The sequence below is a fragment of the Corallococcus exercitus genome, from assembly GCF_042231735.1.
Classification (GTDB): Bacteria; Myxococcota; Myxococcia; order Myxococcales; family Myxococcaceae; genus Corallococcus; species Corallococcus exercitus_B.
This window is the reverse complement of record NZ_CP102577.1, coordinates 8,830,048-8,845,434: the sequence shown is the minus strand read 5'-3', so window position 1 is coordinate 8,845,434 and position 15,387 is coordinate 8,830,048. Positions and strand designations below refer to the sequence as shown.

Below are 15,387 nucleotides of genomic sequence, written 5' to 3'. Positions count from 1 at the left end.
GCTGTGGTGGGTTCAACGCACCGCCTCCACCACGCCGGCCGCGTGCCGCGTGAACGGAGGCACGGTGAGCGACAGCTCCGGCTCCATCACGAGGCGCTGCTCGCGGCCCAGCACCTCGCCCGTCACGTCGTTCCACCAGGTGATGCGGTACTGCCCGGGCGTCAGCCGCAGGCGGACCTGTGCCCCGGACACGGGCTGGCCATAGCCCTCCTTCGCCCCCATCACCCAGAGCGCCTGCAATCCCGGACGGCCCATGGCCCAGGCCCGCGTTCCCGCGGGCGACACGGTGGGTGACGCCATCGGCAGGAGCGGCGGGCCTGGCGGCAGGCTGGCGAGGAAGTCCGCCAGCACGCGGAAGTGCCGGCCACGCTCCGGCGTCATCGGCACGTCGGAGTCCTCGGTGAAGGGCGGGGCGCTGTGGGCGAGCACGCCCGCGCCGCAGAAGGTGGTGACCCAGATGCCCACGTGCGTGTGGTCATACGTCTGGCGGTCATCGCCCCCGTAGCCGAACTCGCCCAGGAGGATGGGCTTGTTGTAGCCCCACGTCTCCGCCACCTTGCGCGTCAGCTCCGCCGCGAGCGCATGCACCTCGTAGAACTCCTTGCCGTAGAGGTGCCATTGCAGGAGGTCCTGCTGCCGGCTCGCGTACCAGGGGCGCTCGTCGCCATCGACGTTCCAGTGCAGCCCCACCGAGCCCACCGTGACGAGATGCCCATACGGATCCTCCGCGTGCCACGTCGCCGCGAGCTTCTCCGCCCAGGGCATCCACGTCGCCTCGCCGACGTTGCCGTCCCACTCCGGTTCGTTGAGCAGGTCCACGGCCAGGAAGGCAGGTGACGCGCCGAAGCGCGCGAGCACGTAGCGCAGCCGCCGCTCCGCCAGCTCCGGCCGGTCGAAGAAGTCATCCGGCATGGCGGCCGGGCCTCCGCGCGCGGTGCTGTAGGGATTGTCCTCCCAGCTCTTCCACGTCTCGCCCGGCGTGAAGCCCACCGCGAAGAGGGAGATGATGACCTGGAGGCCATGCCGTTCAGCGGCGTCGAGGATGGCGTCGTAGCGGGCGGCGACCTCCGGATCGAAGACGCCGGGGCGAGGCTCCAGGCAGCCGGGCTGGGGGCCAGGCTCCGGCTCCTCCCGCTCGCAGTCGGTGAAGATGAAGATGCGCAGGGTGTTCATCCCGCGCGCCGCCATGCCCGCGATGTAGTCCGTCGAGGACTGCTGGCCGTGGTTCCAGGTGGGGTCGTAGACGTTGAAGCGGTTCTCTCCCAGCGGGAGGAACGGCGTGCCGTCCTCCCACGCCAGGTGGTGCGCGGAGACGGCGCTGCGGCGCACGAAGCCCCGGCGCGAGGACGGCCGGGACACGAACCGGCCCGAGGCGACCTCCACCGTTCCCGCCTGGATGCGGTAGCGGTACTCACCCACCTCCTGGGGCGTGAAGCGCACGCGGAAGCCGCCGCCGGTCACGGGGAAGCCGCCCACGTCGACTTCCCGGCCGGAGGGCGCCACGAAGCGAGCGTGCACGGGGACGTCATCCGGAGCGCCCGTGCCGCCAGGGACGGTGAAGCCGACCTCGAACCGCGCGAAGCGCTCCACCTCCTGGAGGGGAGCCGGGGCGACGGGGGGCGGGCGTGAGGCCGCGCACCCCGCGAGCAGCACGACCCACAGCCACACCCGGAAGCCCTGCGTGAAAGGCGCCATGTCCCCTCCCCTCCCCGACGCCAGTCAGCGGGCCGAGCGCCCGGAGTTCCCCCAAGGCCGCCCGGCCGTCCATCACCGCGGGCCCCTATCTTCCCTCCACGGCCTTGAGGCGCTGGAGCGGGAGGAGGTGCGCATGCGCATGAAGGAGCGGGAGCTCAATCTTGATTGGGTGACGCCGCTGTTGGCGGTGGGCGGAAGCTATCCCATGGATGCCGCCGCGCATCTGGCCCGGAAGCTGGGCGTGCGTCATGTGGTGGATGTCCGGGTGGAGTGCCAGGACGACGAGCACGTGCTGCGCGAGCACGGCATCACGTTCCTGCACCTGCCCACGGTGGACATGCGCGCCATCCAGTCGCGGATGATCCACGACGGCGTGGCATGGGTCCGTGAGCGGCTGGCGCGGGAGCAGAAGGTCCTCATCCACTGCGAGCACGGCATCGGAAGGAGCGCGCTGCTGACGTTGTGCGTGCTGGTGGATCAGGGGATGGAACCGCTCGCCGCGCTGGAGCTGGCCAAGACGCGGCGGCCCTGCGTTTCCCCCAGTCCGGAGCAACTGGGGGCCTTCCTCGAGTACACGCGGGACGTGCATGCAGGCGGTTCCGTCCCGTGGCCGGTGCCCACGCTCGAAGCGCTGGGCACCATCGCGTACCGGCATCTGCGTGCGGGCATGGAAACAAGCTGAGGAAATGCTCGTCTACGGAGATCACCCGCGAACGCTGGCCCCCACCGGAGTCCTCGGCCTGCTGAGAGCCCGCCTGCGGGGACTGGCCACGCTGCGTTCGGGGCTGGAGCGGCACGCGGAGCTGGTGACGCTGTTCATCGAAGCGAGCGTGCTGGCCCAGGGACTGCTCGACGCGGACGCGGAGGCCTCGGGCGAGGACGAAGCAGGGCCCAGGAGCCAGGCCTGGCTCGCCCTGCCCCAGGAGCTCGCAAGGCTCTTGAGTGAGACGTGGGACGGCGGCACCCCATCGGCCACGGCGGCGCTCGAGCTGCTCGAATCGATTGAACAGAGCGAGCTGCCCGCCCGCGTGAAGCTCAAGGAGCCCGAGGGCTACGCGCACTTCGCGCTCTACCCGGAGCTGTACCTGGAGTCCGCACGGGCCTCGCGGCTCCCGGGTTCGACACGGGTGGTGGGCGTGCGCAGCATCGGCACCGGGCTCGCATGTATCGTCGCGGTGGGCCTCGGTGCATCCACGCCGCCCATCACCGTCCGCCCTGTCGGTCCACCGTTCGAGCGCCAATTGCGTCCCGGTCCTCGGCTCACGCGTGAGTTGGAGGCCGTGGCCCACGCCGACGCGGTGGCCATCGTGGATGAAGGGCCCGGGTTGTCCGGCAGCTCCTTCGGCGCGGTGGCGGACTTCCTGGAGGCGAGGGGCATGCCCCGCGAACGGCTCCACTTCTTTCCCAGCCACGCGGGCCCGCCAGGCCCGATGGCCAGTGAGCATCACCGCGCCCGTTGGACCCAGGTCCACCGCCACACCATGGACTTCGACCTCTGTGCCGCGCGACTCCCGGCATGGGTGGAAGACCTCACCGGGCCGGCCATCGCGCCACTGGAAGACATCAGCGCGGGAGCATGGCGCAGCCATACCTTCCCGGATCCACGAGACTGGCCAGCGGTCCACACCCAGCAGGAGCGACGCAAGTACCTGCTGACCACCGAGCGCGGCACGTTCCTGCTCCGCTTCGCGGGCCTCGGCATCCCCGCGGAGCACCGAGCCCACCGAGCACGGCAGCTCGCGGAAGCCGGCTTCACGCCGCCCGTCGAAGGGCTGCGGCACGGCTTCCTCGTTCAGCCCTGGCTTGCTCAGGCATCCCCATCATCCCGCGCACACGACCCGGACCGTGCAGACCTACGAGCAAGCCTCGGGAGCCACGCGCACGACCCGGGCCATGCCGACCTACGAGCAAGTGCCCCGGACCGCGCGCACGCCCCGGACCGCGCCGACCTACGAGCAGGCCCCCTGGACCGCACGCACGAACCGGGCCGTGCCGACTCACGAGCAAGTCCCCCGGACCGCGCCGACTCACGAGAAAGCCCCCCGGACCGCGCACTCGCCCCGGACCGCGCCGACTCACGAGAAAGCCCCCCGGACCGCGCACTCGCCCCGGACCGCGCCGACTCACGAGCAGGCCCTCCGTACCACACGCGCGACCCGGGCCGTGCCAACCTACGAGCAAGCCCTCCGTACCGCGCGCACGACCCGGACCATGCCGCGTTACTGGCTCTTTCCCTGCCGCGCGCACATGACCTGGACCGTGCCGCGTCGCAGGCGCGCCCCCTGCCGCGCACACATGACAAGGACCGTGCCTCGCTGCTGGCACGCCCTCCGGTCCACGCGCGGGCCTCGGATTACGTCGTTCCCGAGCCACGGTGTCTGTCCCTTGCACGCGACCTGGATCGCGCCGCGCCGCACGCATGTCCTCTGCCGTTCGCACGAGACCTGGACCGTGCCGCGCTGCTGGAGCACGTGGGCCGCTATCTCGGCTTCCGCGCACGCGCCTTCCCCGTGCTGGAGCCCGGAAGCGGGGCCCCCATGAACCGCCTGCTGGAGATGGCCCGTTACAACACCGCCTGCGTCCTGGGCGAGGAATTCGCACGCGTCCTGGATGCATGGACACCTCACCTGGACGCGCTCGCGCGTACCACGTGGCCCGTGGAGACGGACCACAAGCTCCAGGCATGGGAATGGCTGGTCCTCCCCGAAGGCCAGTTCCTCAAGACGGACGCCGTGGACCATCACGCCGGGCTCGACCTGGTGGGCTGTCAGGACGTGGCCTGGGACATCGTGGGCGCCACCGTCGAGCTGGGACTCAGTGAACCCGCTCTCGCCACACACGTCGAGCGCACCAGCGGTCGCCGCGTGTCACCGTTGCTGCTGCGCTTCTACCGGCCCTGCTACCTCGCGTTCCAATGCGGGCATCACACCCTGGCCGCGACCGCCTTGGAAAAGGCGGCGCCCGGAGAAGCCACCCGCCTGCGCGCCACCGCTGCACACTACGCCGCCCACCTACGCGACGACCTGAGCGGGTCGTCGGCAGATCCTTGAGCTGTCCCGAGTTCCAAGACTCTCCATGAGGACGAACGCCTCGCGGAGTGCCGCGGTGAGCCGAGACATCGCGCCTACGCGGACATCAAGGTAGGTCCACGGACAGAGGCGCCCGCCGGGAGCGCTTTCGCCAAACCTGTCCGACAGTCGGACAGGTTCGCGCCGCCTGGGCCCCAGGCCGCCCTGTCCCGGCAACCAACGAGGACGGTGGGCCCACACGTCCATGTCAGACCCCTCTGGTTGGATGGGCGAGGCTGGGGCGAGGAGGGTGGCGGTGATGGTGCGGGTGGGGCTCGTGGCGTACGTGGAGGAGCAACTCGAGCGAGAGATTTCGCTCGGGAGGCTGTCGAGGAGCGGGCAGCTGGGCTCGGAGCAAGTGCTGGCGCGCCTCTATAATGTAAGCCGGGGTACCGTGCGCGAAGCGCTGCGACGACTGGCGGCGCGGGGGCTGGTGGTGCAGCACCCTGGGCGCAGGACGCGCGCGGTGGCGCTGGATGAATCGCTGACGCTGGAGAACCTGGGCCTGGCGCTGCATGACAAGCGCTCCGAGGAATGCCGACGGCTCTTGGAAGGCTTCTTCAGCCTCAAGCGGCAGGTGCTGGTGGAGCTCCTGGCGGACTGCTGTGTGAGTGCTTCCGAGAGGGATGTTCGCCAGCTGGAGGACCGCTGCTACGCCCTCGGGGACGCGGCGCACTGGAACCCCGGGGCACGGTGCGCGCAGCTGGAATTCGAGTTGCTGCGGCTGGCGGCCCAGGCGGCGTCACGTCCAGGGCACGTGCTCCTCATTCAGTCCCTGCAACGGGCCCTGAGAGGCAACGCGGCCCGGCTGCTGTCCTTCATGGGCGGCGAATCCCTGCGCCAGTGGGCCCTGTGCGCGATGCATGCCCTGAGCGAGCGCGACGCGCAGGCACTTCAGCACCAGCTGCCTACGCTGATGAAGGCGTGCGATGAGCGCGTGCTGGACGCCTTCGCCCCTGCTCCCCAAGAGTCAGCTGCCTCCGAGGCTCACTTCGCTCAGGACCTCGTTGGCGCGCCCACGTCAGCCAGCGGACAAGACGATGCATTGGAGCCACTTCCTTGCGTGGAGGTGCGTGACCTCGGTGCTCCCACGTCAGCCACCGGGCAGGACGATGCATTGGCGGCACCTCCTTGCGTGGAGGCCTGTGACTTTGGCGCTCCCACGTCAGCCAGCGGGCAAGGCGATGCGCTGGAGGCAGGCCCTTGCGTGGAGGTGCGTGACCTCGGTGCTCCCACGTCAGCCACCGGGCAGGACGACGCACTGGCGGCAGGCCCTTGCGTGAAGGTGCGTGGCCTCTGCCCTCCCGTATCAGTCACCGGGCGGGACGATGCTCTGGAGGCAGGCCTGTGCGCTGAGGCCCGTGGCCTCGGCGTCCCTGTGGCAGTCACCGAGCAGGAGGATGCGTTTGAGGCACGCCCGTGCGTTGAGGCGCATGGCCTCAACGCTTCCGTGTCAGCCTTCGAGGACACGGAGGCGCTTGGGGTGGCCTCCTGTCTTCAGGCGCAGGCCCTCCTCATTGAGCCCGATAGTGGGGGGCTGCGGTTTCCAGTCGCACTGGGGCTTGTCTCCAGTGGCCCCGGTGAGGAGTGCGCCGACGGGGACATGACGGGCTTGGCCTTGGGCGGCCTGTCCGACTGTCGGACGGGTTTGGACGCTTCGTCTGCGGAGGGTGGCCTCCAGCCCGAGGCTTCACCCGCTGACTCCCGCGCCTCAGCCCACTCGGCGGTGCACAAGGGGGACGGGCCGCTTCACGGCATCCCGGGCCCCCTGGGCCGGTGGGCTGCGCGCCTCTGGCGCTTCATTGCCCAGTCCCTGGGACTCCCTGCTTCATGAGCAGCGACTGCATTTCTTGTCCGCTGTCGTGAGGCTCCGTACTCCCTCCTTGAGAGGGTGCGCCTTCGTCGATGGCTTCGGACGCACCCGACCTACCTGGCGTAGCGCCGCGTCATCCTCGCGCAGAAGTCCGCGTACTCCTCCACGTGGTTCGGCGGGCTGGTGTGGTGCGCGGCCATGCCGCAGGACTCCGGCGTGAAGCAGTACGTGAGCGTCACGTCGAAATCCTCCAACGCGCGCATCTGCCGGTCGAACCACGCTTCCGCGCCCGGCCGCAGGCTGTCCGCCCAGCTGAGCCCCGTGCGCAGGTGGCGCACCCCCAGCTTCCTCAACCACGCCACCGCGTCGTCCAGCCGGGGGTCCTCGAAGTGGAACCACTGGCAGATGCCCAGCTCCGGCGTGTAGTCCGCGAAGTGGCGCAGCGCGCGCTTGGGCGTACCGTCCTCGCGCAACAGCCCCATGTGGAAGTGCCGGTAGTAGGATGACCCCTCCGCCTCGCGGTGGCGCGTGGTGGCGGGCCACGTCTTGGGCAGGTCATAGAGGCTGTACCAGTGGATCCGCTCCACCCGGCCCAGCAGCAGCTCCGCGGTGCGCCGCAGGCCGAACTCCTGCACCTCCTCCGCGCCAAAGGAGGACACCCCCACCTCCGTGACCCACACCGGATGGCGGGACACCGCGCGCACCTCCGCGATGCGCCGGGGCCACTCGTCGATGGGCCAGTGGTTCCAATCCAGCGGGAAGCCATGCACCGCCACCACGTCCACCTCGTCCAGCGCCCCCTGCCGATCCAGGCGCTCCAGGAAGCCCGTGTCGATGGGTGACATGCCCCCCAGCACCCGGGGCAGCGTCGGGTGCTCCGCCCGGACCGCCGCCCCCGCCAGCCGCACCATCCGCGAATAGATGAGCCAGTCCTTGTCGAGCTCGAGGTCCCAGTGGGACTTGTTGTTCGGCTCGTTCCAGAGCTTCACCGCTTCAATCATCGCGCGCCCCCTGCCATCCAGGGTGTGCAGCGCCCGTGGCCTTTCAAGGCAACCGTCCCCCAGGGGCACCCCCGCGCCCGACGGCCATCCCTCCCCACGGGGCAGCCTGCCCGGGAACTACGAAAGGCTTCGTTGACACCTACGAAATCGTTCGTATAACTATGCGTAGGAAGCGGTGAGGAGAGAGGAAGCCATGAGCCGAGGAAAGCTGCCGCGACCCACGGATGCCGAGCTGGCCATCCTGCGGGTGCTGTGGGACCGGGGCGCACGCACCGTGCGCGAGGTCCATGAGACGCTCCAGGACGGGAGCGGCTACACCACCGTCCTGAAGACGATGCAGATCATGACGGAGAAGGGGCTGGTGACGCGCGACGAGTCCCAGCGCGCGCACGTCTACAGTGCCCGGCTCCCCCGGGAGAGCACCCAGCAGCAGCTGGTCACCGACCTGGTGGACCGCGTGTTCGGCGGCTCTCCGGCGCGGCTCGCCCTGCAGGCCCTGTCCACGAAGAAGACGTCCCCCGAGGAGCTGGCGGAGCTGCGGCAGTTGCTGGATTCGCTCGAGAAGGAGTCGGAGTCATGAACGGTCTCATCCTGGAGTCGGTGGGTTGGGCGCTCGTGCACCTGCTGTGGCAGGGCGCGCTCGTGGCGGTGGCCCTGGCGCTGGCGCTCCGGTGGGTGGGCCGGCGCTCGGCGAACCTGCGCTACGCGCTGGCGTGCGGCGCGCTGGGCATCATGCTGGCGCTGCCGGTGGCCACCGCGTGGCGGCATGCCTCGCGCGCGGTGGACTCGCGCCCGGTGCGCACGGCTTCCGTCCAGCGGACCGCGGCGCCCCTCCCGGGCCCGGTATTCCGCTCGCACGTGGAGCTGCCCGCGCGGTCCATGCCCCTGAAGGAGACCCCGTCGCTGCCCCTGCTGGAGCGGCTGTTCCAGCAGGTGGGCGAGCACCTGCCCTGGCTGGTGCTCGCGTGGGGCATGGGCGTGGCGGCGTCCTCGCTGCGCCTGCTCAAGGGCTGGCTGGGGCTGCGCCGCCAGGTGGACGAGGCGGTGCACGCATCGAGGGAATGGCAGCAGCGGCTGGAGGTGCTGGCTCGGCGGCTGAACCTCACGCGCCCGGTGCGCCTGCTGGTGTCGTCGAAGCTGGACGTGCCGTCCACGCTGGGCTGGCTGAAGCCCGTGGTGCTGGTCCCCACCGCCACGCTCACCGGGCTGGCCGTGCGCGAGCTGGAGCTGGTGCTGGCCCACGAACTGGCCCACATCCGCCGTCACGACTTCGCGGTGAACATGGTGCAGACGCTGGTGGAGACGCTCCTCTTCTACCACCCGGCCGTGTGGTGGATGTCCCAGGTCATCCGCGTGGAGCGGGAGAACTGCTGTGACGACCTCGCCGTGCGCCAGGGCCCCGGTGCCCTCCCCTACGCCCGCGCGCTCACCGCCCTGGAGGCGCTGCGGTTGCAGGGAATGGACGCCAGCGGTCCCGCGCTGTCCGCGCTGGGCGGTTCGCTGAAGGACCGCGTGCGGCGGCTGGTGGTGGCGCCCGCGTCGCGATGCTCGTCGCGCTGGGCGGCGGGGGTGTCCATCGTCACGCTCGCCAGCAGCCTGGCGCTGGCGGTGCCGCTGACCGCGCTCGCCGTGCACCCCGTGAAGGCGCCTGGGGCAACGGCCCTGGCGCTCCCCGGCGTGAGCGCCATGCCCACCGGCCAGTCCCGGAAGAGCCTCGCCACGTCCACGGACCTGACACACGCCGCTTCGATGCCCACGTCGGTCGTCGCCCCCGGGCCCCTGCCGCTCGCGGTCCGCGCGGCGGCCGCGCCTTCGAGTCCGGTTCCTCCGCCGCTCGCGGTCGTCGCGGCGGCCCCTGCTCCGACCATGGGGTCCGCGCCGCTCGCCAACGTCGTCCCGGCTCCCCCGCCGCTCGCGGTCGGCGCGGCGGCCCCTGCTCCGACCACGGGGTCCGCGCCGCTCGCCATCGTCGTCCCGGCTCCCCCGCCGCCCGTGGTCCTCGCGGCGGCTCCTGCCCCGAATCCGGCGCCCGCACCGGTCGTCGCGCCGGCTCCGAACCCCGCGTCCGCCGACAAGGCGAAGGCCCGCGCGGAGCGGAAGGCGGCCCAGGACGCCGACGAGACCACCCGCGTGGGCGTGGATCCGCTGAGCGTGGACCAGCTGGTGGCGCTGAAGATCGCGGGCGTCACCCCGGAGGTCGTCGACCGCATCTCCGCCATGGGCTACGCGCCGACGGTGGAGACACTGGTGGGCTTCCAGCACGCCGGCATCACGCCGGAGTACGTGAAGTCCATGGCGGACCGCTTCGGCCAGTCCCTCCCGGCCGAGCAGCTGGTGGCCATGAAGCACCTGGGCGTCACGCCGGAATGGCTGGGGCAGATGGCCGCCCTGGGCTTCGCGAAGGAGGACCCCGAGGACCTGCTGTCCGCGAAGGCGATGAACATCGACGCCGCGTGGCTCAAGGACCTGAAGGCCGCGGGCTTCGGCAACCTGAAGCTGGATGAAGCCGTGCAGCTGCGCGCGCTGGGCGTCGACTCGGCCTGGCTCCGCGAGCTGGAAGCCGCGGGCGTGAAGCCCGCCACCGTGGATGAGCTGGTGCGCCTGCGCACCGGCGGCGTGGACGCGGAGTTCATCCGCCGCATGCAGAAGCCCCGGAAGTAGTCCCTCCCTTCATCTCCCATGCGGTCCCACCGCGCGCTCCTCCAACCCGGAGCGCGCGAGCGGGCCGCGCCTTGCCCGAAAAGGAGTCGCCGTCATGACGTCTCGCCTGTCTCCGTGGCTCACCGTGTTCGTGATGCTCCTCGCCCTCCCCGTCCTCGCCGCCGATGCCCAGCGCACCGGCACGTGGGGCGCGGTGGTCCGTGAGCAACGATTGCAGCTGTCATTGCAGCCCAAGGACCGTCCGGATTCGCACCATGGCTTCTCCGCGCCGCTCGCGGACTTCCAGGGGCTGTCCACCCAGGAGGGCAGCAGCGCCCCCTTCAAGCTGGTGCGCGAGGCGGGCACGTTCGACTTCGAGGGCCGCTTCAAGGACGGCCAGGGCGTGGGCACCTGGCGCTTCAGCCCGGACGCCAGCTACGCGAAGAAGCTGGCGGAGCTGGGCATTCCCAGGCCGGACGCGGATGAGCAAATGCTCCTGGCCAGCGTGAACGTCGGGCCCCAGCGCGTGCAGGCGCTCGCGGCCACGGGCCAGAAGGTGACCACCGTGGATGAGCTGGTCCAGGTGGGCATCTTCCAGGTCACCCCGGACTACGTCCGCGCGATGGCCTCCGCGGGCTACCCGAACCTGACCATTGAGCAGCTGGTGGCCTGCCGCATCCACCAGGTCACGCCGGAGCGCATCCAGGGCTACGCGGCGCTGGGGTTCAAGGGACTGTCCATGGATTCGCTGCAGGCCATGAGCATCCATGGCGTGACACCGGACTTCGTCCGCGAGATGCGCGGCCTGGGCTTCAAGGACCTGAGCGCGGACGACCTCGTGGCCATGCGCATCCACGGCGTCACGCCCGCGTTCGTGAAGGAGATGCGCGAAGCGGGCTATGAGAACGCCACTGCGGAGGACTTCATCTCCATGCGCATCCACGGCATCGACTCCATATTCGTCCGCTCGATGTCGAAGAAGCGCAAGTAGCCAGCAGGCACGGTGTCGTGGGTTTCCCATACGTCATCCGGCGCCACCGCTTGTCATGCGAACGCGACCGTGCCGCAATCCGGCGGTGCAAGGCATTGCCGCCTTGCACCGACCGGAGCGTTGCAGATGCGGAGCATGATGAAGGCGTTGTTCGTGATGAGCCTCACCCTGGGCGTCCTCGCCTCCTGTGGCCCCGCCACGGGGGCTGACGAAGCCGAACTTCCCAGCGGCGAGGCCCAGGTGGAGCAGGAGATCGGCACCGACCCCAACTGCCCTATCTCCCAGATGCAGTCGATGATCACCTGGCAGACGCAGTGCCGCACGTCCTGCTCGAACAGCGCCGGGTACGATGAGCCGAACACCACCTACGGCGGCTACGGATTGCCCGGCACCAAGTACAAGCGCTGCTGCTCGAACGGCACCTGTACGACCTGGAAGCTCATCGGGCCGGTCTGTCAGATCTGCGAGCTGAACTGACCCACGGCCAACGCCCCGCCCGACGCTCGGTCGGGCGGGTGCGTCACCGCGGGCATGGTTCCCAGTGGCCAGGCGCGTACACACCCATGCGGGAGCAGCCCATGCGCCACCTTCGAGCGCACGAAAGGAACGCCATGACGACCCAGGTCGCGAGCTCTCCCAAGGTCCTCGTCACGCAGCCCGCGGAGCGGGAGCTTCGCATCGAGCGCATCTTCAACGCGTCCCGCGAGCGTGTGTGGAAGGCCCTGACCCATCCCACGCTGATCGCCCAATGGTGGGGCCGGGGAAACAAGCTGGTGATCGAACGCATGGACGTCCAGCCCGGCGGCCACTGGCGCTTCGTCGAGCACGCGCCCGACGGCACCTACGGCTTCGAGGGCCGCTTCCGCGAGGTGAAGCCCCTGGAGCGCCTGGAGCAGACCTTCGAATGGGACGGCGCGCCCGGCCACGTGTCCGTGGACATCACGACGCTGGAGGACCTGGGCGACGGCCGCACGAAGCTCGTCAGCGTCTCCCTGTTCCACACCGTGGAGGACCTCCAGGGCATGGTCGGGGCCGGCATGGAGCAAGGCATCAACCAGAGCTACGCGGCGCTGGATGCGCTGCTCGCGCAGCCCCACTGACGCCGCCTTCCGCTTATGAACGGGACCAAACAGACTAAACCAAATTCCAAGAAATCAAGATTGAAAGTCTGTACCCCAAGGACTTCTCGTCGCCTCCCATCCTTGCTGGAGGCGGCAGCTGGTCCCAACCCCCCGTTTCTTTTCCCGCGCGCTCGTCCGGGCGTGCCTGGTGCTTCCCCTCTGCCCGCTTGTGGCCTGTGACGTCCGCGAGCCCACGCCCGACGCGCGCGTCGCCGTGTCACGCGGCGCGGTCACCGGCGAGCTGGCCGCGACGCTCATCGACGACGGCGGCTTCAACTACCCCTGGCAGGTGAACGACGGCGACGACAACTCGGGCGCGTGGGGCGCGGGCGACAACGCCTATGCCGGCTACGACCTGGGAGCGTTGAAACAGGTGCGGGAGGTGTGGAGCCTGGGCGACCAGGCGTACCGCTTCCACGTCCAGCTCTTCGACGCGAGCTGGTCCCAGACGGGCTGGTACGACTGCAACGTCGACGGCAGCGCCGTCCAGTGGCAGGGCTGCGACATCCCGGACACGAACGCGCGCTTCGTCTACGTGCGCTACCGCACGAACACGACCGGCTCCTGGGTACAGGAGGTGAACCTCCTGGGGGACGCCGCGGGCCCCAGCGAGCTGCCCATTCCCACGGGCGCCTTCCGGGGCACCTACTTCAGCGACCGGAACCTGACGACCCGCGCCTTCCAGCGTCAGGACGCCGCCATCCAGTTCTCCTGGGGAACCGGGAGCCCCGGCACGGGCGTGGGCGTGGACGACTTCAGCGTGCGCTGGGAGGGCGACTGGAACTTCGCCAGCGCGGGCACGTACCGGTTCTCCACCACGTCCGACGACGGCAGCCGCGTCTATGTCGACGGGGCGCTCGTCGTGGACCACTGGAGCGACCACGGCGCGTCCACGCGGACCGGCGACGTCACGCTCACCGCCGGCACGCACCGCGTGAAGGTGGAGTACTACGAAGCCGCCGGCGACGCGTCCGCCCAGGTGGGCTGGACGTTGCAGTCCGGGAGCACGCCCGGCGTGGGGGGCGTCCCGAATCCGCCCACCGGCTGGGTGCTGGACCTCCAGGACGACTTCAACTCGCTGGACTGGAACACGTGGAAGCAATGGCAGACGAACGTGCCGCTCATCCACACGGTCATGGTGATGAACACGCAGAGCCAGTGCGTGACGGTCAACGGCCACCTGGAGATGCGCGCCCGGAAGCGCAATGACGGCTCCGGCATCTGGGACGGCTGCTACCTGGACCAGGGCACGTGGTGGGACGAGCAGCACTGGCGGCCGGCGCATCCCGGCTACGCGGACTACCAGGTGTCGTTCAAGGCGGACCTGCCGCCGGGCATGGGCACGGGCATGTACTTCCTGATGTGGCCCATCGCGGAGAGCTGGGGCGGGACGCCGTGGCCGCCGGAGCTGGACATCGTGGAGCTGCCCCACAACGACGGCACGAACGTGATGACCACCTGGCACTGGGACCCGGACAACAAGCAGTCCGAGGTCCGCCCCACCGTGGACCGCCGCAATGGCAAGCAGTGGGTCTACACCGCGCGCCGCGTGGGCAATGACATCCGGATGTGGATTGGCGACCCGGCCACCAATGCCATCCGCGAGATTCCGCTGCCGGCCGCGTTCTCCAACAACCCGGACTACAAGCGGATGCTGGTGGGCATGGCGAACTTCGTCGCGTCCACGTGGGCCCTCAACGGCAACGCGTCCGCGTTCTGGTACGGCGATGCGAACGCCACGGGCTCTACGGCATGGACCGCGTCCATCGACTACGTGAAGGTCTGGAAGCCGGGCCCGGGCATGAGCGGGCAGTAGGTCCTTCCCTCCCGGCGCGGACGATTCAGGGCAGGTCGTCCGCGCTTCGTGGCTCCTTCACGGGCTGGCCATTCTGCTCCCGCCGGGCGCGGCCCACGGCCTCGTACACCGCCATGCGGGCGCGCATGATGCCACCCAGGGGCCGGTGCGCGGTCAGGCTGTGCGAGGGGCTGAACAGCATCGCCTCGTCCACCGCGTCCTGGAGGGCCGGGTCGTACGCATCCTGCGCGGGCAGCACGAGCCGGGCCACGGGCTGATAGGGACTCTCCTCCTCGGGCCACTCCGCGTTCGCGTTCTCCACCGGCATCCGCTCCAGGTCCGTGCACAGCTGGACGCCCATCACGAACTCCGCCGGGTGCTCGCGGAAGAACGCCACCACCGCCTGGCGCAGGCCGTCGTAGTCCTTCACGTCCAGCTTCGCGTCCACCAGCGCGCGCAAGCCCGGCGAGTCCGGCGTCACGTTGAGCTTCGCGAGGTAGTCCCCGTACCGGATGGGGGCCTGGCTGAAGTACGGCTCGCCCAGCGGGTGCAGGAAGGGGTGGCCGAAGAAGTCCAGCACCGCGCTGTCCGCGCCCACCGCGTGCAGCCCCGTGTTCGTGGCGAGCGACACCGCGGACACCGCGCCCTTCACGGCCTGCGGCGTGCGGGGCGCGACGTGCTCCACCGGCGCAATCTGCGCGAGGAACGCCCTGGGGCCCACCGCGTTGAACACCTTGCCGGTGTCCAGGAGGAAGTCCTGCGTCGTCTCTCCCGCGTGGCCGGGCAGCATGGGCCCCAGGCCCTCGACGCCCAGGACCTTGAGGGCCAGGCCCCGCGGACCTGAGACCCGCCGGTCGTCGTCCAGGTCCCCGGGCACGTGCGACAGCCGCGCCACGACGGGATACGTGCGGGCCCGCGCGAACAGGCCCTGGCGCAGGTGCGCGGGCAGGCCCTCCAGCACGCGCAGCTCCCCCTTCACCAGGCCGTGGGCCTTGGCGTGCGCGGCGCGCACCGTGCGGCCGTGCTTCGGGCGCGTCAGGGCCATGCCCTTGAGCATCGCGGCGATGAGCTTCTCGATGACCACCCCTTCGTCGGGCTCCACCACCTCGACGTCGTCGCGGTAGCGGACGTAGCCGTGCGGCGCCTGCTTCGACTCGGACTCGCTCATGGCCGGGACCGTCCTGGACCTCCGGCGCTGGAGGTAGGCGACAAGCCTCCACGCGTCAGGGCTCCCGGTGCCTTCCAGGCCCGGAAGGTCCGCTG

General features: G+C 70.3%; 12 protein-coding genes. 9 read left to right on the top strand and 3 right to left on the bottom strand.

Annotated elements, in window-relative coordinates:
• Positions 1-12 precede the first annotated feature (12 nt).
• Complete coding sequence (locus tag NR792_RS35580; RefSeq protein WP_375757153.1) at positions 13-1,695, bottom strand: cellulase family glycosylhydrolase; 1,683 nt, start codon at positions 1,693-1,695, stop codon at positions 13-15.
• Positions 1,696-1,828: 133 nt separating this feature from the next.
• Here NR792_RS35580 and NR792_RS35575 point away from each other — a divergent pair, with 133 nt between their 5' ends.
• From NR792_RS35575 to NR792_RS35565, 3 genes are all read left to right on the top strand, one after another.
• Entirely contained in the window at positions 1,829-2,377 is a 549-nt protein-coding gene (locus tag NR792_RS35575) for a dual specificity protein phosphatase family protein (RefSeq protein ID WP_375757152.1), read from the top strand.
• A 4-nt stretch (positions 2,378-2,381) separates the two neighbouring features.
• Complete coding sequence (locus NR792_RS35570; RefSeq protein ID WP_375757151.1) at positions 2,382-4,745, top strand: hypothetical protein; 2,364 nt, start codon at positions 2,382-2,384, stop codon at positions 4,743-4,745.
• 277 nt (positions 4,746-5,022) lie between these two features.
• On the top strand, positions 5,023-6,597 hold the full coding sequence (locus NR792_RS35565) for a FadR/GntR family transcriptional regulator (protein WP_375761748.1): 1,575 nt from the start codon (positions 5,023-5,025) through the stop codon (positions 6,595-6,597).
• Between the two features lie 92 nt (positions 6,598-6,689).
• Here the strand turns inward: NR792_RS35565 and NR792_RS35560 are convergent, their stop codons facing one another.
• Positions 6,690-7,577, bottom strand: a complete 888-nt coding sequence (locus NR792_RS35560) for a beta-xylosidase (RefSeq protein WP_375757150.1) — start codon at positions 7,575-7,577, stop codon at positions 6,690-6,692.
• A gap of 193 nt (positions 7,578-7,770) precedes the next feature.
• Here NR792_RS35560 and NR792_RS35555 point away from each other — a divergent pair, with 193 nt between their 5' ends.
• The 6 genes from NR792_RS35555 to NR792_RS35530 all read left to right on the top strand — a co-directional run bounded on the left by NR792_RS35555 (position 7,771) and on the right by NR792_RS35530 (position 14,145).
• The gene (locus NR792_RS35555) at positions 7,771-8,157 is read left to right on the top strand and encodes a BlaI/MecI/CopY family transcriptional regulator (protein ID WP_171437675.1); all 387 of its coding nucleotides are present in this window, start codon (positions 7,771-7,773) and stop codon (positions 8,155-8,157) included.
• Positions 8,154-10,238, top strand: coding sequence for a M56 family metallopeptidase (locus tag NR792_RS35550; RefSeq protein ID WP_375757149.1), 2,085 nt, complete (start codon positions 8,154-8,156; stop codon positions 10,236-10,238). The genes NR792_RS35555 and NR792_RS35550 overlap by 4 nt, the downstream gene beginning before the upstream one ends.
• Positions 10,239-10,332: 94 nt before the next feature.
• Positions 10,333-11,208: a 4-hydroxy-3-methylbut-2-enyl diphosphate reductase gene (locus NR792_RS35545; RefSeq protein ID WP_375757148.1), complete on the top strand. Its 876-nt coding sequence runs from the start codon at positions 10,333-10,335 to the stop codon at positions 11,206-11,208.
• A 135-nt stretch (positions 11,209-11,343) separates the two neighbouring features.
• Positions 11,344-11,685 (top strand): hypothetical protein, encoded by a 342-nt coding sequence (locus NR792_RS35540; protein ID WP_375757147.1) that lies wholly within the window; start codon positions 11,344-11,346, stop codon positions 11,683-11,685.
• Positions 11,686-11,819: 134 nt separating this feature from the next.
• The gene (locus tag NR792_RS35535; RefSeq protein ID WP_375757146.1) at positions 11,820-12,308 is read left to right on the top strand and encodes an SRPBCC family protein; all 489 of its coding nucleotides are present in this window, start codon (positions 11,820-11,822) and stop codon (positions 12,306-12,308) included.
• A 169-nt stretch (positions 12,309-12,477) separates the two neighbouring features.
• Positions 12,478-14,145: a PA14 domain-containing protein gene (locus NR792_RS35530; protein ID WP_375757145.1), complete on the top strand. Its 1,668-nt coding sequence runs from the start codon at positions 12,478-12,480 to the stop codon at positions 14,143-14,145.
• A 25-nt stretch (positions 14,146-14,170) separates the two neighbouring features.
• On the opposite strand, the gene NR792_RS35525 is transcribed toward NR792_RS35530, so the two are convergent.
• Positions 14,171-15,292 (bottom strand): catalase family protein, encoded by a 1,122-nt coding sequence (locus tag NR792_RS35525; RefSeq protein ID WP_375757144.1) that lies wholly within the window; start codon positions 15,290-15,292, stop codon positions 14,171-14,173.
• Positions 15,293-15,387 lie beyond the last annotated feature (95 nt).